The organism is Micromonospora sp. NPDC047740 (assembly GCF_043204735.1).
Taxonomy (GTDB): domain Bacteria; phylum Actinomycetota; class Actinomycetes; order Mycobacteriales; family Micromonosporaceae; genus Micromonospora.
Genome location: NZ_JBIDCT010000005.1, coordinates 114,382 through 138,893, shown reverse-complemented (window position 1 = coordinate 138,893; position 24,512 = coordinate 114,382). Strand labels below are relative to the sequence as shown.

The window sequence follows — 24,512 nt, the reverse complement described above, 5'->3', positions numbered from 1 at the left end:
TCCACGAGGCCTGGCGCTCAGGCCGGGTACGGCGCCGCCTCCCGTGCCGTCCGCAGGGCTCCGGCCCACCAGGCGAGCTGGTCCAGCAGGGTCTTGGCGTATCCGGAAGCCTGGGGATCCAGCGGCCGGCCGTCCGCCCATCCGGTGAAGTAGTTCGGGAAGGCCAGGCCGTCGCGGATCGTCACCGCGTGCAGTTCGGTGAGGACGTTCTCCAGGTGCAGCACGGCGTGCCGGCCGCCGGCAGCCCCGCCGTAGCTGACAAAGGCGACCGGCTTGGCCGTCCACTGGGTGAAGTGCCAGTCGATGGCCGCCTTCAGGGCGGCGGGGTAGCTGTGGTTGTACTCCGGGGTGACCAGGATGACGGCGTCCGCGTCCGCGAGCCGGGAGGTCAGGGGCGCCATCCCCGCCGGGCGCGGGTACGCGTCGCCGGCGAACTTCGGCGACACCGCCGGCAACGACAGCGGGATCTCGATCTCAGCGAGGTCGACGACATCGACATCGAACCCGCCGTGCTCGCGCGCCCGCTCGGCGACCCAGGACGCGACGACCGGCCCGAACCGGCCCTCACGGACGCTCCCCACGACGATGACCAACTTGTGCTTCTCGTTCATGCGATCCACGGTCCGCCGTCGCGTCGACGGTAACCAGACCGGGCGCAGGCTGGCCCCCGTAGGGCCACGCTACGACGGCCGCGGCTGCCGGGAGCCGCCCTAGACTCTCGATCCATGAGTACGCCGTTGGGCGACTTCGTCCGGGCGAAGCGCGACAGCATCCAGCCGGAGTCCTTCGGTCTGCCCGATCGTGGCCGACGCCGCTCCCCCGGCCTGCGGCGCTCGGACCTGGCCACCCGTGCCGGGATCAGCGTGGAGTACCTCACCCGGATCGAACAGGGACGGGACCGCAACCCGTCCCCCGCCGTGGTGAACGCTCTCGCGGACGCCCTGAGCCTGGATGCCGGGGAGCGCCACCACCTGCGCTACCTGGCGAAGATCACCGGCGGGGCCTGCTCCGCGCACCGGCGACCGTCGCCACCCAACCGCGAGATCCGGCCCACCGTGCGGGAGACCCTCCGACTGCTCGAACCCGGCGCCGCGTTCGTCACCAACCGGCTGGGCGACGTACTCGCGTACACGAGCGGGTTCGAGCTGGTCATGCGCGACAGCGGGCTGCTCGACACCGAGTCGCCGAACCTGACGCGCTACGTGTTCACCGACCCGCGCGCCCGGACGTTCTTCCCTGACTGGGATCAGGTGGCCGACGAGCAGGCCTTCGACCTGTGGCTCGGGCCGTCCGCCGAGACATCCGAGTGGTTCAAGGCCGAGCTCGCCCCCGTCGCCGGGCAGGAGTTCACCCGACGACTCAACCACCACCTGCCCCCGCCGCAGGTCCCGCTGCGGCTCGACCATCCCGCCACCCGCGAGCTGCGCTGGCACCGGGAGCGGCTGGAGCTGCCCAGCACCGACGCGCAGCAGTTGGTCGTCCTCCTACCCGCCGACGGGACGACGGCGGAGGCCGTCGAGCGGCTCCGTCACCAGACCCGCGTCCTTCGCGCGGTCGGTTGACGCGACCGGCGGGCTGGGCGACACGGCCGGGGGTCGTCGGGCGGCAGCACCCGGGGCGGGCTGGGCACCGGACCCGGCGTCAGCCGGCCTGGCAGGTGGGGCACCAGTAGAGGTTGCGGCCGGCCAGCTCGCCCCGGCTGATCCCGGCACCGCAGACGTGGCAGGGTGCGCCGGGGCGGCGGTAGACGTACACCTCCCCACCGTGCCGGTCGACGCGGGGCGCACGGCCCATCGCCTCCGGCAGGTGCTCGTCCCGCACGGTGTCGATCCGGCCCCGCTCGACGGCCAGGGTCATCAGCGCCACCAGGTCGGCCCAGAGCTCCGCCCAGCCGGCCGGGGTGAGGTCCCGCCCGGGCAGGGTGGGCGGCAGCCCGGCGCGGAACAGCGCCTCGGTCACGAAGATCAGCCCGGTGCCGGCCACCACCGACTGGTCCAGCAGCAGCGCGGCGAGCGGGGTGGGGCTGCGCCGGATCCGCGCGTACGCCCGGTCGGCGTCGGCGTCGGCGCGCAGCGGGTCCGGGCCGAGCCGGCCGCGCAGGGCCGCCACCTCGGGCGGGGTGAGCAGCTCGCAGGCGGTCGGGCCGCGCAGGTCCAGCCAGTGCGTGTCGCTGGCGAGCCGGAGCCGGACCTGCCCGATCGGGGGCGGCGGCTCGCCGGGCCCGTCGGCGAACTTGCCGTACAGCCCGAGGTGCACGTGCAGGGTCAGCTCGCCAGCGTAGTGGTGCAGCAGGTGCTTGCCGTACGCCTCGGTGCCGTCCAGGACGGTGCCGGTGAGCCGCGCCGCACCCTCGGCGAAGCGGCCCTGCGGGCTGGCGGCGTGCACCTTGTCGCCGGCGAAGAGCTCGGCGTGCCGGGCCGCCAGGCGGTGGATGGTGTGTCCCTCTGGCACGCGGCAACGGTAGCCCGGGAGCCCGGCGACGCCGCCGAGGAGTCCGGCCACCCGTCGACAAGTGTCGACTTTCCGGCGGCCGGGTACCTCCTGGGTGTCACGCGTGGCTGCCACTGCGTTTCCCCCGGCCTCCACGCACCAGATCAGGAGGTGTCGAAATGAAGATCCTGTCCCGCCGGACCGGCCCGGCGCGCAATGAGGACGTGAACGGCGACGGCGTCGTGGACGCCCGCGACCGGACGGCCGTCGCGGACCGGGCGGACGCCCGGCCCGAGGTCACCGACCGCGACGAGGAGCGGACCGGGTACCGGAACACCGCGACCGACGGCGAACGGCGGGCGGACCGGGCCACCGCCGACGGGGCGCTCGCCACGAAGGCGCGGCGCACCGGCACGACGGTCGACCCGGAGCCGAGCCTGGAGCGCACCGTCGACCTGGACCGGGACGGCCGGCCGGACCGGCCGCTGGCCGACGCCGACGGCCGGACGGCTCCCGTGGCCCTCGGTCCGAAGCCCCGGGCCAGCCTGCTGGCCACCCTCGGCCTGATCGTCTCGGTGGTCGGCGCGCTGTTCGTGCTGAGCGGCGCCCTCGCCGGGTACGGCATCGGGCTCGCCGCGGTCGGCGCGGTGCTCGCCGTGCTCGGCCTGGTCGCCACCCGCCGGCGGCACGTGGCCGGCACCACCGACGCGCTGATCGGCGTGCTGGTCGGCCTCGCCGCCGTGGTGCTCGGCATCGTCGCCATGACCGGCCAGTTCGACTGGCCGACCACCGACGGCGAGTGGGTCGGCCGGTTCCGGGAGTGGCTTGATTCACAGTTTGCTGCGACGTTCTGACGGGCACTGATCGGCTCGCCGGCGGTGCGCCGGCATGCCTCAGCCTGGTGGTTCACCAGCAGGGCACATCCTTTTCGGGGGCGGCGGTTCGCCGCCCCCGAAGCGTTTCCGGCTCAGTCCGCCGCGACGACGCCCTCGCGCGCGTCGATCAGCTCGTCCCAGTGCTCCCGGGCCCAGGCGCAGGCGACCTCGATCGGGCCGAGCAGGCTGCGCCCCAGCGGGGTCAGCGCGTACTCGACCCGGCGGGTGGGTGCGACGTGGACCGTGCGCCGGATCAGCCCGTCCTGCTCCAGCTTCCGCAGCGACCGGGTGAGCACCTTGGGGGTGACGGCCCGCAGCGGCACCCGCAGCTCCGAAAACCGCCGGGGGCCGCTCTCCAGGCAACGGATGATCATCCCGGCCCACTTGTCTCCGAACCGGATCGGCGTCAGGTCCGTCGGGCAGACTTCGTCGAACATGTCCGGATCGAGCGGCGCACGCATGCCGCCCACCGTAGTCGGTATCCCGGTGGAAACCGGCCGCCCGGATAGCGTCCGCCCCGACCGGCCGGCGACCACGCCGGCCAACGGGTGATGAGGGGTACGTCGATGAGCAGGATCATCGTCTTCGGCGCCGGCGGCCGGGCCGGCCGGGCGGCCGTACGGGAGGCCCGCGACCGGGGGCAACGGGTCACCGCGGTGCTCCGCGACCCGGCCCGCCACCCCGACCTGTCCGCCGACGGGCAGGTGACGGTGGTCACCGGGGACGTCACCGACGCGGACCGGGTCGCCGAACTGGCCGCCGGGCACGACGGGGCGGTCCACGCGGCGGCCGACCTGGCCGCGCCGGCCGACGTCTTCTTCCCGGCGGCGGCGCGGGCGCTGCTGGGCGGGCTCGGCCGGGCCGGGGTGGACCGGCTGCTGGTGGTCGGGCTCGCCTCGGTGCTGCCGACCGTCGCCGGCGTGCCGCTGCTCGACACGCCGGACTACCCGCAGGAGTACCGGGCCTTCTGCCTGGGGCACGCGGCGGGGACCGAGGTGCTGCGGCAGGACGGCACGGCCGTCGACTGGCTGGTGCTCAGCCCGTCCGGGGACTTTGACCACGGCGGCGCGCCGACCGGCCGGTACCGGTTCGCGCCGGCCGAGGCCGCGAGCCGGATCACGTACGCCGACCTGGCGGTGGCGCTGCTTGACGAGATCGAGACGCCCCGGCACCGGCAGCTCCACCTCGGGGTGGAGCGGGCCTGAGCGGCGACGCAACGATCCACCGCGGGATGAGCGCCAGACGCAACGATCCGACGCCGAACGCAACTTCTTGCGGTGGATGTCGCCGGCCCGCGCCACCTAACGTTGGACTACGGCGCCAGCCCGTGGGCCGACCGTGGCCGGGCGCGCCCGACCCCTGGGAGCACGACATGACGATGGACGCCACCCGCCAGCGCTTTCTGATGTGCCGGCCGACGTACTTCGCGGTCGACTACGCGATCAACCCGTGGATGGATCCGACCGCGCCGGTCGACGCCGACCTGGCGATCCGGCAGTGGGAGCAGCTCCGCGAGACCTACCTCGATCTCGGCCACGAGGTCGAGCTGATCGACCCCGTCGCGGGCTTGCCGGACATGGTCTTCGCCGCCAACGGCGGCACCGTGATCGACGGCAAGGCCATGGCGGTGCAGTTCCGTGACCCGCAGCGCGCCGACGAGGCCCCCGCCTACCGGGCCTGGTTCGAGGCCGCCGGCTTCGAGATGTACGACCCGAAGCACGTCAACGAGGGCGAGGGCGACATCCTGCTGGTCGGCGACCACCTGCTCGCCGGCACCGGGTTCCGCACCGCGCACGCCTCGCACGCCCAGCTCCAGGAGGTCTTCGGCTACCCGGTGATCACCATGCAGCTGGTGGACCCGCGCTTCTACCACCTGGACACCGCGCTCACCGTGCTCGATGAGCGGACCGTCGCATACCTGCCGGAGGCGTTCTCGCCGGGCAGCCGGGCGGTGCTGCGCCGGCTCTTCCCGGACGCCGTCCACGCCACCATGGCCGACGCCGAGGTGCTCGGGCTGAACGCGGTCAGCGACGGCCGGTACGTGGTGCTGCCCGCCCAGGCCACCGACCTCGCCGCCAAGCTGCGCGACCGGGGCTACCAGACCATCGGGATCGACCTGTCCGAGCTGCGCAAGGCCGGCGGCGGACCGAAGTGCTGCACGTTGCGACTCCGTCAGGGAAAGGCAGACAAGTGATCATCGACGACATGCTGCGGACGCCATCCGCCGTACGGGACGCGGAGCGCCACACGGCGCACAACTACCACCCGCTGCCCGTGGTGATCTCGTCCGCCGAGGGCGCCTGGCTGACCGACGTGGACGGCCGCCGCTACCTGGACTGCCTGGCCGGCTACTCGGCGCTGAACTTCGGCCACCGGCACCCGAAGCTGATCGAGGCCGCGCACGCGCAGCTCGACCGGCTCACGCTGACCAGCCGGGCGTTCATCCACGACCAGTTCGCCGACTTCTGCCGGGAGCTGGCCGAGCTGTGCGGCAAGGACATGGTCCTGCCGATGAACACCGGCGCGGAGGCGGTGGAGACCGGCATCAAGGTCGCCCGCAAGTGGGGCTACCAGGTCAAGGGCGTGACCCCGGGCCAGGCGAACGTCGTGGTCGCCGAGGGGAACTTCCACGGCCGGACCACCACGATCGTCAGCTTCTCCACGGACGAGGACGCGCGCGCCGACTTCGGGCCGTACACCCCGGGCTTCACGATCGTCCCCTACGGCGACCTGGACGCGCTGACCGCCGCGATCGACGACAACACGGTCGCCGTGCTGCTCGAGCCGATCCAGGGCGAGCAGGGTGTCGTGGTGCCGCCGGAGGGCTACCTGCCGGGCGTCCGCCGGGTCTGCAGCGAGCGGAACGTCCTGTTCATCGCCGACGAGATCCAGTCGGGTCTGGGGCGCACCGGCGCGACGTTCGCCTGCGACCACGAGGGTGTCGTCCCGGACATGTACCTGCTGGGCAAGGCGCTCGGCGGCGGCATCGTGCCGGTCTCCGCGGTGGCCGCGAACACCGACGTGCTCGGCGTGCTCAAGCCGGGCCAGCACGGCTCGACGTTCGGCGGCAACCCGCTGGCCTGCGCCGTCGCCACCGAGGTGGTCCGGCTGCTCGCCACCGGCGAGTTCCAGCGGCGCTCGGCCGAGCTGGGCAAACGGCTGCACGCCGGCCTGCGCGGCCTGATCGGCAAGGGCCTGGTCGCCGTCCGGGGCCGGGGCCTCTGGGCCGGCCTGGACATCGACCCGGCGCTGATGACCGGCCGGCAAGCCTGCGAGCGGCTGATGGAGCGGGGCGTCCTGGCCAAGGACACCCACGGCTCGACCATCCGGCTCGCCCCGCCGCTGGTGATCACCGAGGAGGAGATCGACCACGCGGTGGCCCAGCTCGCCGGAGTGCTGGAGGGCTGACCCCCGTACGCGAAAGGGCGCCGGGACCGCGACGGTCCCGGCGCCCTTCGTCGTCGGCCTCAGGGGCGCGGCAGGCGCATCGCCATGGTGGGGGCCTCCGCCATCACCGAGGTGGGGCTGAACTTCGCGTCGCTGGGCAGCTCGTCGGCGCGGCCGACCTGCACGCCCGGGTAGAGCTCGACGATGTCGCCCGCACCCAGCACCCGGGACTGCTGCGGGGCCAGCGCGATCCGGTCCGACTCGGCCATCGAACCGCCCGGCCGTACGCCCGAGCCGTTGGTGCTGGTGTCGGTGACGATCAGCTCGCCTCGACCAGCCCGCAGCTCGAACCGGACGTGGCTGCGGCTGATCCAGCGCCGCGCCTCGTCGTTGAGCCACTGGCCGAGCACGATCCCGCCGGACGAGTCCGGTGCCCGGCCGACCAGCACCGGCTGGGACTCGGTGAGCACGAACCGCCGCCGGACCAGCCCGCCGATGCGTACCGCCAGCAGCTCCGTCCGCGGCCGCGGCCCGGCGTCGCCGAGCCGGACGCCGTGCCGGGGGCAGGTCGGCACCCCGTTGCGCAGCGTGGGCGGGGGCTGGCCGGCCGGGGCGCGGTCCACCCGGGCCAGGTCGGCGAAGGCCCCGCCGCCCCCACCGCCGCCGAAGAGCGCGCACCCGGGCTCGGGGCAGCGCCACTGCCGGGCCAGCAACTTCGCGCCCACCGGTGAGCGGCTGCCGGAAGCCGGGCTCTGCCCGCCGCCGACGTGCGCGATGAACACCGGGCCACCGGCGCCGGGCACCGGCGCGAGCACCCTTCCGGCCTGCCCGAGCCACGGGTAGCGGCCGCTCAGGCCGTCGAAGCGGCCCCGGCTGAGCACGGGCAGCCCGAGCAGGTCGGCCACCTCCAGCACCCGGTCGCCGGGGTGGTCCAGCACCTCCACCAGACCGTCGTCCGCCCAGCGCCGGACCACCATCCGCTCGTTGGAGGTCAGGTCCGCGTCGGAGAGCAGGGCCCGGTGCACGATGGCGTAGACCGGGACGCTGTCCTCCCCCAACTGCTGGGCCAGGGCGTCGATCACCATGCCGAGCCGCAGCAGGCTGGCCGGTCGGCCGCCGTCCAGGTTCTGCCAGCGGATCACCTCGGCCAGGTCCACCACGGCCCGGGCCAGTGCGGGGTCGGTGCAGACCCGCCCCTCGATGGCGTCGAGCACCTTGCTGATCTCGAATCTCATGCCGCGCTCCGGACGGTGCCGTCGATCCGCCGGGTTGGCACCCGCCCGCCCGGCTCGTTCCGCACCGCCGCCGCGGTGCGCACGTCTGTCATGACCCGACCCTACCGGCAGCGCTGATCGAGGCCGATCCACGCACGGCGGAAATCGACCTTCGCCGGTCGGCGGCGGGGCGCTGGGCCGCCTTCACCGGCGGTTCTTGAGCGGGTACCGGGCGGGGCCGCCGCCTCCGCCCGGCGCGGTCCCGCTCAGCCGGCCCGCAGCGGGCGGCCGACTTCGTGCAGGTGACCCAGGGCCTGCCGGTACGACTCGATCAGCCCGGTCTCGACATACGGGATGCCCTGCTCGGCGCAGTACGCCCGGACGATCGGCTGGGCCCGCCGCAGGTTGGCCCGGGGCATGTTCGGGAAGAGGTGGTGCTCGATCTGGTAGTTGAGCGCCCCCAGCGCCACGTCCACGAACCGGCCGCCCCGCACATTGCGCGAGGTGAGCACCTGCTTGCGCAGGAAGTCGAGGTCGTCGTCGGCGGTGGGCATCGGCATGCCCTTGTGGTTCGGGGCGAACGCGCAGCCCATGTAGAGCCCCCAGAGCCCCTGGTGAACGGCGACGAAGAGCAGCGTCTTGCCCGGCGACATCACCGCGAACAGCAGGCCGAGGTAGCCGACGGCGTGCGCGACGAGCAGCAGGCCCTCGACCGCGCGGTGCCGCACCGGGGTGCGCCACCGGCCGTCCGGCTCCCGGCCGACCAGCGCCTGGACGCTCGCCACGTGCAGCGCCAGCCCTTCCAGCAGCAGCAGCGGGAAGAACAGCCACGCCTGCCGCCGGGCCAGCCACCGACCCAGCCCCCGGGTCGCCGCCGCCTGCTCGTACGTCCAGACCAGCGCGCCCGCCCCGACGTCCGGGTCCTCGTCCTCGTGGTTCGGGTTGGCGTGGTGGCGGTTGTGCTTGTCCACCCACCAGCCGTAGCTCAGCCCGACCGCGAGGTTGCCGGCGATGAGGCCGGCGAACTCGCTCGGGCCGCGCCGGCGGAACATCTGCCGGTGGCCGGCGTCGTGCCCGAGGAACGCCACCTGGGTGGTGGCCACCGCCATCCCGACCGCCAGCAGCAGCTGCACCCAGGAGTCGCCGACCGCGGCCACCACGACCCAACCGGCCACGAAGGCACCCAGGGTGAGCCCGATCCGGGCCGCGTACCAGGCCGGTCGGCGATCGAACAGGCCCGCCTCGGCGACCCGCCGGGACAGCCGCGCGTATTCGCTGCCCCGCCGGGCCGGTGGTGCCGTCACTGCTGAGGTCATGCCGATCCCCGCTCCTCGGTCGGTACGTCACACCGGGCGGCGCGACTCTCCGTAACCAAGCATGCCTTGATCGACTGCGCTGGGTAATCCAGCCAACCCCCCAGCCGCGGGTGGTGCTATCCCTACCCCATCCGGCCCACCGCGGCCCGCAGCCGGGCCAGGTCGCGCCGGCGGCGCTCGTACGTCGCGGCGAGGGCGATCAGCGCCAGACCGCCCAGGCCCAGGTAGATCCACCGGGGCAGCAGGTCCCAGCCCCGCGCCAGCTCGTGCAGCGCCAGCGGGACCAGGGTCACCGCGCCGAGCACGACGGGCGCCTGCCAGCGCCGGGCCGCCCCGCCGAGCACCACGCCGAGCGCGACGACGCCGAGCGCCAGCCGGCGCCACGGCTGCGGGTCCGGCGCGGCCAGCACCGACACCAGGCTGGGCAGCAGCGCCGCCGCCAGCCCCGGGCCGAGCGCCAGCCAGCTGTTCAGGCCCGGCCGGGTGCGCAGCGCCACCAGGCCCGCGCCGAGGGCCAGCGCCGCCGCCGGCACGGTGTACGCCTCCAGCACCGCCACCCCGCCGGCGGCGAGCAGCAGCCAGCCGCCGAGCAACTCGCTGCCGCCCGCGACACCGGCGAGGACCCAGCGCCGGCCGGCCGGCTCGTCCCGCCGGAGCACGCGTACCGCCACGACCGCGCCCCACAGCGCGCAGACCGCCGCCGCGTGCCGCAGCGCACCGTTGGTGAGCAGCAGCGCCAGCAGGGCCACCGCGTGCGCCGCCGCCGCTACCGCAAGCGCGGCCCCTGGGGTCGCCGTCGCGGGGCGGAGCAGCGGGCCGGCGTGCAGGGCCGCCGCCGCCACGGCCAGGACCGCGAAGGCGGCGGTACGCAGCGGCAGCCCGCCGGCCAGCGACGCGGTCACCGCGAACCCGGTGGCCGCCGCCAGGGCCGACAGCCGGCCGGCGAGCCGGATCCCGTCCTCCCGGCCGACCGCGCCCACGACCGCCGCCGCCACGACCAGCGCGCCCAGCCCGGCGAGCGTCCCGGCCCGGGTGGCGAGCAGCCCGCCCAGCCCGGGCACGGTGAGCGCCAGCCCGAGCGGCACGGTGATCGGCAGCAGCGCCCAGCGCGGCCCGGCGAGCGCGGCCACCAGCAGCGCGGCCAGCCCCGCCCCGAACGTCAGCGCGGGGACCACCGGCCAGGGCGCGCCGATCGCCGCCAGCAGTACCGGCAGGGCGACCGCGCCGAACGGGAGCGCGGCCAGCGTGGGCAGCCGCCGCCCGCCAGTCGAAATCCGGCTCGGCGCCTCCGAGGCGGCGCCGCGATCCGGAGCCGTCGCGAGGCGGGCGTACGCGGCGGCGGCCGTGCCGAGCAGCAGCAGCGCCAGGCCGGCGGGCACCGCGCCGGGCACCGGCCCGCCGGCGGGCACTCCGGACCAGGGCCGGACCGGCAACTCCAGGAGCACCCGCAGGACCACCGGGGCGGCCGCGAGCAGCGCCAGGCCGGCCAGTCCGGCGCCGACCACCCGCGGGGCGACCGCCGGCCGGGCCGCCCCACCGGCGGCCACCGCCAGCAGCACGCCCGCCGCGGCGTAGAGCGACACCCGCTCGGTGCCCGGTACGACCAGCGGCGCGACCCCGACCGAGGCGAGCGCGACGGCGAAGCCGGTCGAGGCGTACCCGTGCAGGTCGGGCCAGTGTCGGCGGACCGCGAGGACGGCCACCACCAGCAGCACGACGGCGCCGGACGCACCGCGCAGCCGCCACCAGGGCGCCGCGCCGAAGCCGAGCAGCGCGACCGCCACCGCCGCCGGTCCGGCGAGCAGCGCACCGCCCAGCGCCACCCCGGCGACGGTCGGCTGGGCCCCCTCGCCCCGGCGGCCCCGCGCCGCGACCGCCACGCCGACGATCGCCAGGACCGCGAAGACCGTTCCCGCGCCGGCCGGATCGGCGCAGCCGACCAGCAGGGCGTGGCCGAGGAGGACCGCCGCCGCCAGGGCGGGGACCAGCACCGTCGGGTACCGGCGGCGCGGCCGGTACACCGCGCCGAGCAGCAGCGCGGTGGCCGCCGCCAGATCGAGGGCCACCACCAGCGGCCAGGAGGTGGCCACGGCGGCCGGCCCGGCGAGCACGGCCAGCGCGCCGCCGACGGCCCCCACCACCGGCCGCGCGGACGGGGGCACCAGCAGCGCCACCGCCCCGGCGGTGAGCAGCACGGCCACCGGCAACTGCCAGCCCCACGACGGGGCCGGGACCGGCTCGGCACCCTGCCAGGCCGGGAACGCGGCGAGCACGCCGGCCCCGGCGACGAGCCCGGTGAGGATCGCGGCGACCTGCCCCGCCCCGGCCGCCACCACCAACGCGCCCACCCGCGGCCCGGTACGCAGCCGCTGCGGTACCGCCCGCACGGCCCCGGCCAGCCCGGCCGCCACCAGCCCGGCCGCCACCAGCAGCAGCCCCGGGTGCAGCGCGGCGACCGGCCGGATCAGTGCGGTGCCCAGCACCGGCACCAGCAGCCCGGCGGCGATCGCCCGGTACGTCCGGCCACCGGCCGCCAGCGCGCCGGTCAGCAGGGCGAGCGCCACCACCAGCAACGGACCACCGGCCAGCAGCGGAGTGCCGGCCACCCGCCCCAGCCCGAGCGGGACCAGCGCGCAGCCGGCCGCGACGGCCAGCGCGACCCCGTGCCCGATCCAGCCCAGCACCCAGCCGGCCGCCACCGCCGCCGAGCCACCGGCGGGCACCGGCACGGAACGCGGGCCCACCAGGGGACCGGCCGGCGCCGGGCCGGGCGGAACGGCTCCCGGGGCGACGACGCCGGTGGGCGCGGCGGCCGGCCCCCCGCCGGCCGCCGCTTCCCCGTGCGGGCCGAAGTGGACCGGCCCCCCGCCGGCCACCCCGCCCCGCCCCGGGTCACCGCCACTGGCCGACGTCACGCCGTCCACCCCTGACGGCAGCGCGACGTGGGCCCGCGGGACCCGGTTCCGCAGGGCGATCACCACCACGAGATCGCCCAACGCCACCCCGGTGAACACCAGCGCCCAGCCGGCGGCGGACGGCTCGGCGGCCACCGCGGCCAGCGGCAGCACGGGCTGCGCGGTCAGCAGCGCCGCGAACCACGGCACGGTGAGCCGACTGAGCCGCGCGTACCCGGCCGCGACCGCCGCGCCGATCCCCCCGACCAGCGCCGCGTAGCGGCTTCCGGGCCAGCCCGCCACCCCGAACAGGTCCACCGACCAGGCGGCGTACCCGTCGAGGAGCACCAGCAGCAGCCCCACCGCGGCGAACGTCTCGGCGGTGCCGCGCAACCCGCGCCACCGGGCCACCAGCGGGGCAGCGAGGGCGAGCGCGGTGCAGCCGAGGAGGATCACCGCCCGCCCGGCGACCCCGAACGCGGCCCAGGCGACCGCCGTGAACACCACCGCCGCGGTGCCGAGCAGCAGTCCACCGAGGACGAACAGCAGGCCCTGCACGGTCCGGGTGGAGGTCTCCGCCCCACCGGGTCGTACCGGGACGGCCGGCGGCGCGGGCACCGGTGGCACCGGCCCGACCGGGCGCGGTGGCGGGATCTCCCGACGGATCCGGGCGGCCAGCTCCGCCCGGTGCTGCCGGGCGGCGCCGAGCCGGGCCGCCAGCTCCTGGTACGCGACCCGGGCCCGCTCCACCTGCGGCGTCAGCGCGGCGATCTCCCGGTCCAGCCGCACCACCTCGGCGGCCGGCGGGTACGGCGGACGACCGCAGCCGGGGCAGCCGGAGACGAGATCGGCGGGGGCGCCGCAGCCGGGGCAGGGGTAGCCGGTGTTCTCCACCCGGCCAGCATCATGACCGGCGGGCCGGCCGGACAGAGTAGGCGTACTCAGGGACGGGTGTGTTGGTGCACCCAGGCCGTGTAGTCCGGGTTGCCGCTCTCCACCCGGGTCACCAGGATCTCCGGCACCTCGTACGGGTGGTTGGCGCGGAGCTGGTCGATCAGCGCGTCCACCCGGTCCGGGGCGGTCTTGAGCTGCACCGACCACTCGGCGGTGGTCTGGATCGCGGACTGCCACCAGTAGGTGCTGTCCACCTGTCCGCTCACCTGGGCGCACGCCGCCAGGCGTCCGGCGACGGCCGCGGCCGCCAGGACGTCCGCGACCGCCCGCGCGTCCACCACCGTCGTCACCACGCAGATCTGCTCCACGAGCGCACCATACGTGCCGCCCGCGTCATCGAGGGTCTGGTGCGCCCGCCACCCCGTCCCGGTTGGCCGCGATCCACCGGTCGATCCGCGACCACCAGTCGAAGAGCCAGTCGATACGTTCCTGCCGCCCCACCGGGATGTCCTCCGGCGGCACCGACCAGAACCGCATCACGATCCGCTTGTCCATCGGCAGTTCCCGCCACACGTCGGTCACCGTGAGCATCCGGTCCAGCCCGGTGTGCGCGACGAAGACGACCCCGGCGTCCGGGGCGGCGTCCAGGGCGGCGAGCAGCCCGCCCGGCTGCGGGGCGAGCACGTGCTGCATCCGTTCGGCGCGCGACGCCATCCGGTCCAGTCCGAGCGCCCGCAGCCGGGAGATGGCCCGCAGCCGCCGGCTCGGGGTGAAGTTGCCGCCCTCCGGGAAGATCACGAACGCGTCGTCGTCGTCCAGGTCGGCGGCGAGGTGGCCGATCTGCTCGAGCATCGTCTCCCGGCCGTCCGCCCCGGGCGCGATGAACCGGTTGGGCAGCCGGTTGAGCAGGACGTCGATCGCCGGGTCCCACTGGAGGGTCGCCTTGAGCACGATCCGGGGCTCCCGGTGGAACCAGTTCACCAGCGCGTGGATCAGGATGAACGAGTCGCCGGGCCCGGCGTGCCGGCAGAGCACCAGCTCGGGGCGGCCGGGCAGGGCGGTGTCCGGGTCGGCGCCGACCACGTCGATGCGCAGCCGCAGCGCCCAGCGGGCCTGCCAGAACAGCACCCGCAGGAAGTGGCCGGCGAGCAGGTAGTGCGCCCGCTGGAAGGCCGGCGAGCGCTTGCGCGCCCCGAAGCCGGCGGCCACCCAGAGCACGAACAGGGCGAGCAGCGCGGCCGCGTCCCAGACCAGGTAGACGGTGACGATCCAGAGCAGCCGCAGCGGTCGCAGCCGCCCCGGCACCAGCGGCGAGGCGGCCAGCGCCAGCAACGCCCAGGCCGGCAGCGTGGTCAGCACCGTGACCGCGAGCAGCACCACGCCGGGGGCCAGCAGCAACCGGCGTACCCACCGCGGGGGCAGCGGCATCAGCGCTCCAGTCGGGTGTCCAGGTAGCGACGGGAGGCGGTGTACGCGCGGCTGATCCGCCGCCCCACCGCCGCCATGTCCCGGTACGCCCACGGGGTGTCGTCGCGCGGCTCCAGCCCGCCGGTGGGCAGCACGTGCACCTCCACCCCTTCGGGCAGCGCCGCCATCTCCCGGGCGAACCGGTGCCGGCGGGCGATCTCGAAGGCCACCTGAGCGATCTCCCAGGGCCGTCGGGGCGGGCTGAGCGCCCGCTCGATCCGGCCCACCTGGAGCACGAAGATCTGCTTCGCGCCGAGGGCGACCGCCTCCCCGACCGGGATGGAGTTCACCACCCCGCCGTCGATGTAGTGCTGGCCGTCGATCTCCTTCGGCGGCAGCAGCCCGGGCACCGAGGCGGAGGCGAGCACCGCCGGCACCACCGGCCCGCTGTGGAACCAGTGCTCGGCGGCCCGCTCGATGTTCGCCGCGCAGCAGCGGAAGGGGACCTTGAGGTCGGCGAAGGTGGTGTCCTCGCCGAGTTCGCTCTCCAGCAGCCGGCGCAACGGCCGGGGTGAGTGCAGGTGCCGACGGGCGGCGAAGCGGCGCAGTTGCCGGGCGACCGAGTCCCCGTACACCTCGCTGGCCTCGGGCGAGGCCCAGAGCCGGACCAGCCGGTCGGTGACGGCCTCGCTCGGGTCGGCGGCGACCAGGGCGCCGTTGACCGCGCCGATCGAGGTGCCGAGCACCAGGTCGGGCCGGATCCGGGCACGGAACAGCGCGCGCAGCATGCCGACCTCGACCGCGCCGAGCACTCCGCCACCGCCGAGCACGAACGCCACCGGACCCCCTGCCATGGCGTTCATCCTGGCACGAGGCGGAAAGGCGGCCGGCCGGAGCCGCCCCGCGTGACCCGCGCGGTCACCCGGCGTCAGAAGGGCCGCGCGCCGCGCGACCCGGGACCGGACAGCCGTTGACACGCCGGACACATTCCCGCAACCTGATAGCGCTCCCAAGCCCAGGCAGGTGCGAGGTGAAGGCGTCACTGCACGCCGGCACGATGCTGGCCCGCAGGTATCGGCTCATCGACCAGATCGGGGCCGGTGGCATGTCGGTGATCTGGCGGGCCCGGGACGAGGTGCTCGACCGGATCGTCGCGGTGAAGGTGCTCGCCCCGGCGCTCGCCGCCGACGCCCGGTTCCGGGGCCTGGTCCGCGAGGAGGCCCGGTCCGCCGCCCAGCTCGTGCACCCGCACGTCACCGCCGTGCACGACTACGGCGAGACGGTGGCACCCGACGGTGCCATCACCTCGTTCGTGGTGATGGAGCTGCTCGGCGGCGAGGGGCTGGAGCACCGGCTCACCGCAGGCCCGCTGCCCTGGACCGCGGCGGTGGAGGTCGGCGCCCAGGTGGCCGAGGCGCTGGCGGCGGCGCACCGGCTCGGCATCGTCCACCGGGACATCACCCCGGCGAACGTGATGCTGACCCAGGTCGGCGCGAAGGTGCTCGACTTCGGCATCGCCACCCGGATCGGCGCGCCGGACGAGGACGAGGACGGCGGCACCTTCGGCACCCCCGCGTACGTGGCACCGGAGCGGCTGGACGGCGCCCCGGCCCAACCGGCCACCGACGTCTACTCGCTGGGCGTGCTGCTCTTCGAGACGCTGAGCGGCCAGGTGCCGTACCCGGCGGACACCTGGGAGCAGCTCGGCGCGGCGCTGGCCGAGGACGGCCCGCCGGCGCTGGACGTACCCGGTCTGCCGTCCCCGGTCGCGGAGATCTGCCTGCGGTGCCTGGCCCACGACCCGCGCCGGCGGCCCACCGCGCACCAGGTGGCGGCCGCGCTGCGGGACCAGCTCCGGCCCCCCGGCCCGCAGGCCGCCGCCGTGCTGGCCCCGACCATGGCGCTCCCCACCCCGGCGCAGCCGCGGCCCGACCCGGGCCCCGCCGGGGACGCGAACGCCAGCGACCCGGCCGCGCCCCGCCGGGCGGTCGACCGTCGCCGGTCGAGAAGGCTCCTGGCGGCTGGCGGGGTGGTCCTCGGCGGTGCCGCGCTGCTGGCGCCCGCCCTGGTCCCGGACCGGGAACCCATGCCCCGGGTACTGCCGAGCGCCGGGCCGGTGGTGCCCGCGGCGCCGTCGACCCGCGGCACGGCGGAAACTCCAGCACCCCCGAGCCCGACAAGGCCAGCCCCCGCGACCAGCACCGTGCCCGTGCTGCCACCGGTCGGCGGCCTGGTCGACGTCGCGGGCCGGGTGGACGGGCTGATCGAGGCCGGGCTGGTGGCCGGGCAGATCCGCGACGACGTCGGCGTCGACCTGCGGAACCTGCTGCGCAACGCCACCGCCGCCAGCGGCGAGGGCGCGTTGACCGCCGCGGTGGACCGGCTCCGCGCGAAGATCGGCGAGCGTCAGCGCGAGGGCAGCATCAGCCCGGGGTACGCCCGCCAGCTCGACGCCGCCGCGGCGGAGCTGGTCGCGGCCCGCACCTGACGGCGAGCCCGCCGGCCGGGGCGGGTGCGGGGCCGCTCGCCGCCGACCGACCGGTCATCCCGCGGCGACCCGAGCGGCCTCCGGCTGGCCGGTCCGCCCGGCGGCGGCGATGAACCGGCGGTACACCGACTCGTAGCCGAGCGCCATCCGCTCCGCCGAGAAGTTCTCCGCGACGTGCGCCACACAGTCGGTCGGGTCCAGCCGGATCGAGTCGCGCAGCGCCGCCGGCAGCTCGTCGGGGTGTTCGCAGAGCAGCCCGGTCAGCCCGGGCCGGACCAGTTCCGGCACCGCGCCCCGGCGCAGCGCCACCACCGGCGTACCGGTCGCCATCGCCTCCAGCATGGCCATGCCGAACGGCTCCTCCCACTGGATCGGCATGACCAGGCAGCGGGCGTCCAGCAGCAGTTGCAGGGTGGCCTCCCGGTCGGCGTTCAGCACCAGACTGATGTCGTCGTCCAGCAGCGGCTCCACCACCTGCTCGAAGTAGCGGCGTTCGGCCGGCTCGTTGCACTTGCCGGCCAGGGTGAGCGGCAGCCCGGCCGTCCGGCAGGCGCGAATCGCCACGTCGGGCCCCTTGTCCGGGCTGAACCGGGCCAGCCACAGCACCGGCCCCTCGCCCGGGGTCCGCTTGCGCGGGAAGTCCCGCAGCGGCATCGCGTTGTGCACCGTGCCCACCCAGGGCAGTCCCGGGTTCGCCCGGCGCTGCGCGTGCGAGATCGCCACCAGGCCCACCCCCTCGTCGACGATGCCGAGCATGGTGCCGAACTCCCCCACCGGGTTGCCGTGCACGGTGGCCACAGTGGGCACCGACCGCCGGCCGGCGACCAGCGGGCCGATCGTGGTGTGGTCGTGGACGACGTCGAAGTCCGCCGGGTCCACCAGGCGGTTGACCTGAGCGAGGTGGGCAAGTTCGGGCAGCGACTCGCCCAGCCGGTCGTACTGGAGGTCCTCGCAGGTGGAGACGAACTCGGCGGCGGTGCCGTGGTCCCGGCCGGCGCCGAAGACGGTGACCCGGTGCCCCTGGTCGACCAGGCCGTTCACCAGCCCGGTCACCACCTGCTCCACGCCGCCGTAGCCGGGTGGCGGCAGCGACAGCCACGGCGGCACCACCATCGCGATCCGCAACGGCCGCCCCCGGGCCAGGTCCGGCTGATGATTCACGGCCACGAGTCCTCCCGATGGTCCCTGGCATCCGTGATCGGCGTCGCTTTCCCACCCCGATCGGCGGCAAACGGGCTCAGGCGGCCACCACGATCCGGTCGTGCACCTCGCGTACGCCGGGCATGGTCCACGCCGCGCGTTCCGCCTCCTCCCGCTGCCACCAGGAGCGGACCACCCCGTCGAGCACCACGGTGTCCCCGGTGACCCCGACCCTGATCCGTTCCGTGCCGGTCCGTCGGAGCAGCACCCGTTGCAGGTCCCGCCGGTTCTGCTCGTCGCTGGACGGGGCCGGCGGACGGACCTCGATCAGGTTGGTGACCCCGCGTACGCCACGCAGCCGGCGCAGTTCCCGCTCGGCGGTGCGCCGCTGGAAGCCGTACTCCACCTCGCCACGGAGCATGACCCAGCCGTTGGCGACGGTCACGTCCAGCCGGTCGGCGGGGACGAAGCTGTCCCACTCCAGCGCCCGGCTGGCCGCGATGGCGATGTCGGCGTCGGTACGCTCCTCCGCGGCGGGCAGCCGTACCTCGAGGTCGCTGGCGACCGCCCGGACCCCGCGTACCCGGTGCGCGCAGCGCTCCGCCGCCCAGCGCCGGGCGTAGCTGTCCACGTGACCGGTGAGCGTCACCACCCCGTCAGCGACGGTCACGCCGATCTCGGTCGGCTGGGTCTGCGCGTCCCAGTCCAGCTCCGCGAGCACGTCCCGCTGGATCTCCTGGTCGGTACGGACGGCGGTGGTGGTCGTCATGACGTCCCCTCCCGTGCGGTTCCCGGTGCGTCGAGGGTGCCGCCGGACGGGGTGAGCCCGGCTCACCCGGGGCGGGTGAGCGCAGGAAAATGGGCGGCGGGTGACGGAGCCAACCCCCTTGACTCCGGCACCCGCCGCCCGCGGAGGAGGCAGGTCTGTTGGTTAGGACGACTCGGCGAGCGTCACGGTTGCGTTCTGCGTCGAACCGTTGCGCTTGAACTCCACCTGGACGCGGTCGCCGACCTTGCCCGCCTGGACGGCGCCGACCAGGTCGTTCGAGTCGTTGATCACCTTGTCGCCGAACTTGGTGATCACGTCACCCCGCTGGATCCCGGCCTTCTCGGCCGCGCTGCCCGGGGTGACCGAGGCGACCATCGCGCCACCGGCCTCGGCGGCGTTCACGCTGACGCCGAGCGACGGGTGGCTGACCTTCTCGCCGCGCTGGAGCTTCTCGGCGACATCCTTGGCCTTGTTGCTCGGGATGGCGAAGCCGACACCGATGTTGCCGTTGCTGCCCTGCCCGGCGGTGGCGATGGCGGTGTTGATGCCGATCACCTCGCCCCGGGTGTTGACCAGCGCGCCGCCGGAGTTGCCCGGGTTGATCGGGGCGTCGGTCTGCAGCAGGCCGGAGATCGAGCTGGCGCCCTGCCGCGGGTCCATCTGCTGGCCGCCCTCGCCGGCCTGGATGGTGCGGTCGCGGGCGCTCAGGATGCCGGCGGTCACCGAACCCTGGAGGCCGAGGGGGCTGCCCAGGGCGAGCACCTGGTCACCGACCTGCATGGCGTCGCTGTCGCCGAACTTGGCCGCCTTCAGGTCGCTGACTCCGCTGGCCTTGACCACCGCGAGGTCGGTCTTCGGGTCGGTGCCGACGATCTTCGCCTGTGCGTTCTTGCCGTCGGCGAAGACCACCTTCACCGTGTCGCCACTGGCGGAGGCGACCACGTGGTTGTTGGTCAGCACGTACCCGTCGGCGCTGAGGATCACCCCGGAGCCCTCACCGCTGCCCGTCATGATCGTGACGATACTGTCCTGGACGGAGGCCGCGATCTTCGGCAGGTCGGCGCTGTTGATCACGGGCGCGGCCGAGTAGGTACGGGTGATCGTGTTCCCGTCATTCAGGGCGAGCGCGAGCGCCCCGCCGGCCACCCCGGAGCCGAGCATCAGCGCCAGGCCCAGGGCGGCGGCACCGATGAACTTCCCGGCCCGGCTCGGTCGCGGCGCCGGCTGGGGCGCGCCCCACGGCAGGCCCGGCTGGCCGGCCTGGTGCGGCTGCGCACCCGGGTACGGCTGGTGCTGCTGATATGGGGGAACCGGCCCGGTCATGTGCGGCGGGTAGGCCGGGCCGCCCTGGTGCGCCCCGGCGGACCAGCCGACCTGCTGCTGCCCCCCGGCCCACGGGCTGGGCTGCTGCGGCTGCCCGGAGGTGGGGTACGACGGCGCGTACGGGCTGGCGGGGGCGGCCGGCGCCTCGAAGCGACCGGCGTCGGCGGCCGACGCGTCAAAACGACCAGCGTCGGCAGCCGGTGCGCCGAGACGACCGGCGTCGACGGTCGGCCCGTCAGAGCGACCGGCGTCGGCGGCCGGCGCGTCGGAGCGACCGGCGTCGGCGGCGGCCAGGGTTCCGGCGGCCGGGGAGTCGGCCGGAACCGGCGCGGCGGCCGGGGTGACGGTGGAGTCCGGGTGCCCGCTCTCGGCACGGGGCAGCTCGGCGGTGGGGTGCGACGGCTCGGCGTCGGCGGGAGCCGGCGACCGCTGCGGATCGGTCTCGTGGTCGGTCATGGATCCACCTTCCCCCCTGGCACTGCGACCAGCCTGGAACGTGCCTGAATGTTCTCTGAAAGTCACTCGCCGGACTCGGGTGACTGCGGCAGCAGCGGCAGCTTCACCCGGAAGGTGGCCCCGCCGCCCGGCGTCTCGGCCACCTCGACCGTGCCGTGGTGCGCCGCCACCAGCGCGGCGACGATGGCCAGCCCGAGCCCGGTGCTGATCGGCCCGCCGGCCCGGCGGGTCCGCGCCGCGTCCACCCGGTAGAACCGCTCGAACACCCGCTCGGCCTGCTCCGGGGTGAGCCCCGGACCGGTGTCCGCCACCTCCGCCACGGCCAGGTTGCCCGGCTCGACGCGCAGCCGCAGCGTCACCGAGGCGTCCGTCGGGGTGTGGGTGAGCGCGTTGGTCATCAGGTTGCCGATCACCTGCCGCAGCCGGGCGTCGTCGCCCAGCACCACGAGCGGGCCGGCACCGGGCTCGATCTCCAGCTCGATCCGGCGCTCCGGGTCCACCGCCCGGGCCGCCTGCACCGCGTCGGAGGCCAGCACCGGCAGCTCGACCGGGGCGAGGGCGATCGGCCGCTCCCGGTCCATCCGGGCGAGCAGCAGCAGGTCCTCCACCAGCAGCCCCATCCGGGCCGCCTCGTCCTCGATCCGGCGCAGCAGGCCGGCCGTCTCCTCGGGCTGGCGGGCCGCGCCCTGCCGGTACAGCTCGGCGAAGCCCCGGATGGTGGTCAGCGGGGTACGCAGCTCGTGCGAGGCGTCCGCGATGAACTGCCGCATCCGCTCCTCGGAGCGGCGGGCCCGCGCCTCGGACGCCTGCGCCGCCGCGGCGGCGTCCCGGGCGCTCACCTCGGCACTGCGCGCCGCCGCCTCGGACGCGGCCCGGGCCGTGAAGGCGGCCTCGATCTGGGCGAGCATCGCGTTCAGCGCCCGGGACAGCCGGCCCAGCTCCGAGGTCGGCACGGCCCGGCCCTCCTCCGGGTCCGGCACCCGTCGGGTCAGGTCACCGCCGGCGATGGCCGCCGCGGTCCGCTCGATCTCCACGAGCGGCTTGAGACTGGTACGCACGATCCCCGCACCCACCGACGCCAGAATGATCAGCACCGATCCACCGACCAGCAGGTCGATCCAGATCAGCTGCTTGACGGCCCGGTCGACGGCCGTGAGGTGCTGCCCGAAGGCAATGACCTGACCGTCGCCGACATCCGTGTAGAGCATCCGCCAGCGCGTCCGGCCATCGATCGAGCGGACGGTGAACGGGTCACCTACCTTGGCCTGAAAGCCGGCGTAGTCCGTGGGGAAGGACGGCAGCTCCTCCGGGCTAAGCCCGTCATAGCGCACGGGTTCGGCCAGAACTTCCCCGGGAATGGCCCTGGAAGCCACATAATCCGAGGGGATGCCGACTTTCACCGGGTTCCCGCCGGCCCGTTCCAGCGCCTGGGCCACGCCGGCCGCGCCGCCGCTGAGCTGGTCGTCCACCTGCCCGATGAGGTAGTCGCGGAGGAAGTAGGCGGTGAGCGAGCTGATCACGAGAAGCGCGGCGGCGACCAGGGCCAGGACCGCGGCGACCAGCTTGACCCGCAACGGGACGGCCCGAAGCTGGCCCTTCGCGTCGTGGACGAGGTTCACGCCGCCGGCTTACGCAGCACGTAGCCGACCCCGCGCAGGGTGTGGATGAGCCGGGGCTCGGTGTTGTCGACCTTGCGCCGCAGGTAGGAGATGTAGGACTCGACGATGTTGTCGTCGCCCCGGAAGTCGTAGTTCCAGACGTGGTCGAGGATCTGCGCCTTGGAGAGCACCCGGTTGGCGTTGAGCATCAGGTAGCGCAGCAGCTTGAACTCGGTCGGCGAGAGCTGCACCCGCTGGCCGGCCCGGTGCACCTCGTGGGTCTCCTCGTCCAACTCCAGGTCGGCGAAGGTGAGCCGGGAGGGGGCGTGCTCGCCCGTGGCGGTACGCCGCAGCACGGCCCGGATCCGGGCGGTCAGCTCCTCCAGGCTGAACGGCTTGGTGACGTAGTCGTCGCCGCCCAGAGTCAGCCCCCGGATCTTGTCGTCGGTCGCGTCCCGGGCGGTCAGGAAGACCACCGGGGTACGCGTGCCGCCCTCGCGGAGCATCCGGATCACCTCGAAGCCGTCCAGGTCGGGCAGCATCACGTCGAGCACGACCAGGTCGGGCCGGTGGTCCTTGGCGGCGTTCAGCGCAGCGCTGCCGCTGGTCGCGGTGGCGACGTCGAAGCCCGCGAAGCGCAGGCTCGCGGAGAGCAGTTCGAGGATGTTGGGATCATCCTCGACGACCAGCAGTCGGGCCTCGGTCTGGGTAGCCACCATGCCCCCATCATCCGCGCTCTGCCTGCGGCGGTGCTGGGTGGATGCTGGAAACAACCTGTGAGCCGACCCGCCCCGGTGACGGCTCAGCGGAGCAGCCGGCGCAGCCCGTCCAGTGCACCGTCGAGCAGCCGGATCGCCGTCCGCAGCTGGGTGTCGGTGAGCCGCCCGGCGCGGACCAGCGCGCCGACCTCGACGGTGAACTCCGCCAGCCGCTGGTCGAACTCGGCGAGCAGCGGCGACTCGCCGGGCGCGCGCGGGCCACCGTCGGCGGCGGGCCGGGTGGGCGGCGGCTCCCAGTGCGTGCGCCGGGTCTGCCGGGTCGCCTCGCGCAGCTCCCGCTTGAGGTCGCGCACCGAGCCGCGCACCTCGGTGCGGATCTCGCCGGCCAGGGCGGAGAGGTCCTCGACGGAGGCGCTGATGTCCGATTCCAGGGCGGCCAGCTCGTCGGCGCGCTGCCGCAGCTCGGCGCGACCCGCCTCGGTGATCTCGTACACCTTCCGGCCGCCCGCGGCGGTGTGGGTGACCAGCCCTTCGACCTCCAGCCGTTGCAGGCGGGGGTAGATGGTGCCGGCGCTGGGCGCGTAGAGGCCGAGGAAGCGGTCCTCCAGCAGGCGGATCAGCTCGTAGCCGTGCTTCGGGCCGTCGTCGAGGAGCTTGAGCAGGTAGAGCCGGAGCCGCCCGTGACTGAACACGGCGGTCACGGCAGCTCCTCCAGGTCGTCGGCGTCCTCGACGGGCCGGGCGAGCAGGGCGATGCTGCCGGAGGTCGCGGACGCCCAGAGCTTACCGCCGCCCGTGCCCAGCACCCCGTGGCTGTCCTTCATCGCGCCGAGCCCGCCGCGGCCGCGCACCTGCGGGAAGCCACTGGTGATCCGGCCGGAGACGGTGTGCAGGTCGACGGTGAGGTCGCTGTCCTCGCGGACCCGGACGGTGATGCTGCCGGAGATCGCGCTGAGCCGGATCTCGCTGCCCCGGGGGTTGTCCAGGTCGCAGGTGATCGAGCCGGAGACGGTGTGCGCGTGCACCCGGCCGGGTGCGCTCTCGGCGAGGATCACCTCGCCGGAGACCGTCTCCAGGGAGAGGTCGCCGGCGACGCCGAGCGCCTCCACCGGGCCGGAGGTGACCTTGGCGGTGGTCCGGCCACGCAGCCCCATCAGGGTGATCTGGCCGGAGGTGACGTCGACCTGGGTGTCCCGGCGCAGGCCGGAGGCGACCAGCGAGCCGTCCACCAGCCGCAGGTCGGCCAGCACGTCGGCCGGTACGGCGACGGAGACCTCGGCCCGGAACCGGCGGCCGAGCTGGCCGAGCCACCAGAGGAACCCGGGCCAACGCGGGTGTCGCTCGTGCCCGACGAACAGCCGACCGTCGCGGTGCTCCACGATGACCGGCCGGCGGCTGACCCGGGTGACGTCGATCCGGGCCGGACCGTCGGTGGCGACCACGTTGAGCCGGCCGGTGACCAGCCGTACGTCGAGCCGGGTGACCGGCCCGTCCAGGGTGAGCCGCTGCGGGCTGTCGACCGTCCAGCTGGCCATGGTGTCCTCCCCTCGGTGACGTGCCGACCCGCGGCACGTCGAGCGACAGGAGGAGCATAACGCGATAC

Annotated in this window: 22 protein-coding genes; 6 read left to right on the top strand and 16 right to left on the bottom strand. The window is 75.0% G+C overall.

Features of this window, described 5'->3' with window-relative positions; all coding sequences use genetic code 11:
• Positions 1-17: 17 nt before the first annotated feature.
• Complete coding sequence (locus ACGF4F_RS11665) at positions 18-611, bottom strand: NADPH-dependent FMN reductase (protein ID WP_393076953.1); 594 nt, start codon at positions 609-611, stop codon at positions 18-20.
• Between the two features lie 114 nt (positions 612-725).
• On the opposite strand from ACGF4F_RS11665, the gene ACGF4F_RS11660 reads away from it, so the two are divergent.
• Positions 726-1,562 carry a helix-turn-helix transcriptional regulator gene (locus ACGF4F_RS11660; RefSeq protein ID WP_357440019.1) on the top strand — a complete coding sequence of 279 codons (837 nt, stop codon included), beginning with the start codon at positions 726-728 and terminating at the stop codon, positions 1,560-1,562.
• A gap of 79 nt (positions 1,563-1,641) precedes the next feature.
• Here the strand turns inward: ACGF4F_RS11660 and ACGF4F_RS11655 are convergent, their stop codons facing one another.
• Entirely contained in the window at positions 1,642-2,451 is an 810-nt protein-coding gene (locus ACGF4F_RS11655; RefSeq protein WP_357440016.1) for a DNA-formamidopyrimidine glycosylase family protein, read from the bottom strand.
• Between the two features lie 158 nt (positions 2,452-2,609).
• Between ACGF4F_RS11655 and ACGF4F_RS11650 the strand changes: the two genes are divergently transcribed.
• Entirely contained in the window at positions 2,610-3,284 is a 675-nt protein-coding gene (locus tag ACGF4F_RS11650; protein ID WP_357440013.1) for a DMT family transporter, read from the top strand.
• Between the two features lie 113 nt (positions 3,285-3,397).
• Here the strand turns inward: ACGF4F_RS11650 and ACGF4F_RS11645 are convergent, their stop codons facing one another.
• The gene (locus ACGF4F_RS11645) at positions 3,398-3,766 is read right to left on the bottom strand and encodes a helix-turn-helix domain-containing protein (RefSeq protein ID WP_357440010.1); all 369 of its coding nucleotides are present in this window, start codon (positions 3,764-3,766) and stop codon (positions 3,398-3,400) included.
• Positions 3,767-3,871: 105 nt separating this feature from the next.
• Between ACGF4F_RS11645 and ACGF4F_RS11640 the strand changes: the two genes are divergently transcribed.
• From ACGF4F_RS11640 to rocD, 3 genes are all read left to right on the top strand, one after another.
• Positions 3,872-4,510 (top strand): NAD(P)H-binding protein, encoded by a 639-nt coding sequence (locus ACGF4F_RS11640; protein ID WP_357440008.1) that lies wholly within the window; start codon positions 3,872-3,874, stop codon positions 4,508-4,510.
• 173 nt (positions 4,511-4,683) lie between these two features.
• Positions 4,684-5,499 carry a dimethylargininase gene (ddaH, locus tag ACGF4F_RS11635; RefSeq protein WP_357440196.1) on the top strand — a complete coding sequence of 272 codons (816 nt, stop codon included), beginning with the start codon at positions 4,684-4,686 and terminating at the stop codon, positions 5,497-5,499.
• Positions 5,499-6,713 carry an ornithine--oxo-acid transaminase gene (gene rocD, locus ACGF4F_RS11630; protein ID WP_357440193.1) on the top strand — a complete coding sequence of 405 codons (1,215 nt, stop codon included), beginning with the start codon at positions 5,499-5,501 and terminating at the stop codon, positions 6,711-6,713. The genes ddaH and rocD overlap by 1 nt, the downstream gene beginning before the upstream one ends.
• Before the next feature lie 59 nt (positions 6,714-6,772).
• Here rocD and ACGF4F_RS11625 read toward each other — a convergent pair whose 3' ends face one another.
• The 6 genes from ACGF4F_RS11625 to ACGF4F_RS11600 all read right to left on the bottom strand — a co-directional run bounded on the left by ACGF4F_RS11625 (position 6,773) and on the right by ACGF4F_RS11600 (position 15,271).
• On the bottom strand, positions 6,773-7,927 hold the full coding sequence (locus ACGF4F_RS11625) for an FHA domain-containing protein (protein ID WP_357440005.1): 1,155 nt from the start codon (positions 7,925-7,927) through the stop codon (positions 6,773-6,775).
• 245 nt (positions 7,928-8,172) lie between these two features.
• The gene (locus ACGF4F_RS11620; protein WP_357440002.1) at positions 8,173-9,222 is read right to left on the bottom strand and encodes an acyl-CoA desaturase; all 1,050 of its coding nucleotides are present in this window, start codon (positions 9,220-9,222) and stop codon (positions 8,173-8,175) included.
• A 122-nt stretch (positions 9,223-9,344) separates the two neighbouring features.
• Positions 9,345-13,010 (bottom strand): SCO7613 C-terminal domain-containing membrane protein, encoded by a 3,666-nt coding sequence (locus ACGF4F_RS11615; protein WP_393076947.1) that lies wholly within the window; start codon positions 13,008-13,010, stop codon positions 9,345-9,347.
• Between the two features lie 47 nt (positions 13,011-13,057).
• Positions 13,058-13,378, bottom strand: coding sequence for a divalent-cation tolerance protein CutA (cutA, locus tag ACGF4F_RS11610; RefSeq protein ID WP_357439995.1), 321 nt, complete (start codon positions 13,376-13,378; stop codon positions 13,058-13,060).
• Between the two features lie 25 nt (positions 13,379-13,403).
• Positions 13,404-14,438 (bottom strand): 1-acyl-sn-glycerol-3-phosphate acyltransferase, encoded by a 1,035-nt coding sequence (locus ACGF4F_RS11605; RefSeq protein ID WP_357439992.1) that lies wholly within the window; start codon positions 14,436-14,438, stop codon positions 13,404-13,406.
• A complete protein-coding gene (locus ACGF4F_RS11600) occupies positions 14,438-15,271 on the bottom strand; it encodes a patatin-like phospholipase family protein (RefSeq protein WP_357439990.1) in 834 nt (277 codons plus the stop codon). The genes ACGF4F_RS11605 and ACGF4F_RS11600 overlap by 1 nt, the downstream gene beginning before the upstream one ends.
• A gap of 176 nt (positions 15,272-15,447) precedes the next feature.
• Here ACGF4F_RS11600 and ACGF4F_RS11595 point away from each other — a divergent pair, with 176 nt between their 5' ends.
• Positions 15,448-16,905 carry a protein kinase gene (locus ACGF4F_RS11595; protein WP_357439987.1) on the top strand — a complete coding sequence of 486 codons (1,458 nt, stop codon included), beginning with the start codon at positions 15,448-15,450 and terminating at the stop codon, positions 16,903-16,905.
• Between the two features lie 54 nt (positions 16,906-16,959).
• Here the strand turns inward: ACGF4F_RS11595 and ACGF4F_RS11590 are convergent, their stop codons facing one another.
• The 7 genes from ACGF4F_RS11590 to ACGF4F_RS11560 form a co-directional block, all read right to left on the bottom strand.
• Positions 16,960-18,072: a glycosyltransferase family 4 protein gene (locus ACGF4F_RS11590; protein ID WP_393076942.1), complete on the bottom strand. Its 1,113-nt coding sequence runs from the start codon at positions 18,070-18,072 to the stop codon at positions 16,960-16,962.
• 70 nt (positions 18,073-18,142) lie between these two features.
• Positions 18,143-18,814: a BON domain-containing protein gene (locus ACGF4F_RS11585; RefSeq protein WP_393076939.1), complete on the bottom strand. Its 672-nt coding sequence runs from the start codon at positions 18,812-18,814 to the stop codon at positions 18,143-18,145.
• Positions 18,815-18,976: 162 nt separating this feature from the next.
• Entirely contained in the window at positions 18,977-20,593 is a 1,617-nt protein-coding gene (locus ACGF4F_RS11580) for a trypsin-like peptidase domain-containing protein (protein WP_357439982.1), read from the bottom strand.
• A gap of 62 nt (positions 20,594-20,655) precedes the next feature.
• Positions 20,656-22,212, bottom strand: a complete 1,557-nt coding sequence (locus tag ACGF4F_RS11575; protein WP_357439979.1) for an ATP-binding protein — start codon at positions 22,210-22,212, stop codon at positions 20,656-20,658.
• Positions 22,209-22,910, bottom strand: coding sequence for a response regulator transcription factor (locus ACGF4F_RS11570; RefSeq protein ID WP_357439976.1), 702 nt, complete (start codon positions 22,908-22,910; stop codon positions 22,209-22,211). The genes ACGF4F_RS11575 and ACGF4F_RS11570 overlap by 4 nt, the downstream gene beginning before the upstream one ends.
• Before the next feature lie 83 nt (positions 22,911-22,993).
• Positions 22,994-23,611, bottom strand: coding sequence for a PadR family transcriptional regulator (locus ACGF4F_RS11565; RefSeq protein WP_357439974.1), 618 nt, complete (start codon positions 23,609-23,611; stop codon positions 22,994-22,996).
• Positions 23,608-24,444 carry a DUF4097 family beta strand repeat-containing protein gene (locus ACGF4F_RS11560; RefSeq protein ID WP_357439971.1) on the bottom strand — a complete coding sequence of 279 codons (837 nt, stop codon included), beginning with the start codon at positions 24,442-24,444 and terminating at the stop codon, positions 23,608-23,610. The genes ACGF4F_RS11565 and ACGF4F_RS11560 overlap by 4 nt, the downstream gene beginning before the upstream one ends.
• Between the last annotated feature and the right edge of the window lie 68 nt (positions 24,445-24,512).